This window comes from Rosenbergiella sp. YN46, from assembly GCF_036620675.1.
In the GTDB taxonomy this organism is placed as follows: domain Bacteria; phylum Pseudomonadota; class Gammaproteobacteria; order Enterobacterales; family Enterobacteriaceae; genus Jejubacter.
Genome location: NZ_JAZHEE010000107.1, coordinates 1 through 671, shown reverse-complemented (window position 1 = coordinate 671; position 671 = coordinate 1). Strand labels below are relative to the sequence as shown.

Here is a 671-nt window from a genome sequence, read left to right as displayed (position 1 = left end):
CTTTAGCAATTCGTTTGTGATGTTTTTTTTCTCAGTCAGCGTAATTCCTCTAGGTAAAGAAATTAAGGATGAACCGCCACCAGATACTAGAAATATTACAAAATCTTTTTTCTTTACACTTTCTAATAAATGCATTATGGATTTTGCTGCCATGACGCTTTTTTGATTTGGAATTGGATGACCAGAATGAATAACTTTGAATTTTTTGCTTTTAATTAAAGAATCCGATGCTTCTGGAATTACAATAATGCCGGCTTTGATTTTGAGTATCGAATTTATTGTCTTTGTCATAGAATCTGCAGCTTTCCCATATGAAATCAAAAAGACATTTTCAAAAGCAGATAACACAAATGATTTTTTTTGGGTAATTATTTTGTTTGATTTTATAATTTTTTTAATGGATTTTTCTGGAAAGGCAGCATCTAAACCAGTTATCAAAATTTTAAGAGCTGTCTTTTTTCTAAAATTTGTTGCCAATTCTCGAAAATTTTGAATAATCATTTTTCAATTTCTATGCAAGATTTGTAAGATATAATAATAATCAAAGAGTTTGGTTTTTTCATGCACACGATAAGAATCCCACCCGTAATCAAGTTTGGAGAAAACGCGTTAGGAGAAACAGAATATCCTAAAAACGCACTAGTTGTCACAACTGTTCCTCCCGAACTATC

At 30.8% G+C, this 671-nt stretch carries 1 protein-coding gene; it reads right to left on the bottom strand.

Annotated features, from left to right (window positions below):
- Positions 1 to 501: DUF4147 domain-containing protein (locus V3W49_RS22730; protein WP_500148212.1), on the bottom strand; the 501-nt coding region annotated here is incomplete at its 3' end.
- Between the last annotated feature and the right edge of the window lie 170 nt (positions 502 to 671).